General features: G+C 46.8%; 1 protein-coding gene. It reads left to right on the forward strand.

Annotation, left to right across the window (positions count from 1 at the left end; translation table 11 throughout):
* Positions 1 to 307: hypothetical protein (locus tag EXE44_RS18105; RefSeq protein WP_206750407.1), on the forward strand; the 307-nt coding region annotated here is incomplete at its 5' end.
* Positions 308 to 440 lie beyond the last annotated feature (133 nt).

Below are 440 nucleotides of genomic sequence, written 5' to 3' on the forward strand. Positions count from 1 at the left end.
AGGCACCAGTAGAAGACCGACGCGACGCGCTGAACCGGATGGGATAACGATGACAGAGATCAACATTGACACCGAAGAGGTCGAGGCACTCACCGAAGAATACGTTAGCTGTGGAACTCCCAAACGGCGTCGGGAGATAGAGATAGAACTACTTGAAGCGACCCTTTGGAAGGCACTTGAACGGGAGAACGGCCGCGCATTTGCGGAATTCTCCGAGGAAGAAATGGAAATCATCTCAGAGGCGATAGAGGGAGACGATCCCGACGTGAGTAGGCTTGTACGGAGGCCGTTCTTAGATAACCTGTAAATTACTCTTGGTTATCTAATAATAGAGTTATTATTTATTGAGTGTGAATTATTAATCAAACCCACAAAGACCAGCACATAATAAAATGAAGTAGCTCAATCCGCGTCTTCAGCCAGAGACAATTCAAGATGGA

The sequence above is a fragment of the Halorubrum sp. SS7 genome (genome assembly GCF_005435055.1).
Lineage (GTDB): Archaea > Halobacteriota > Halobacteria > Halobacteriales > Haloferacaceae > Halorubrum > Halorubrum salinarum.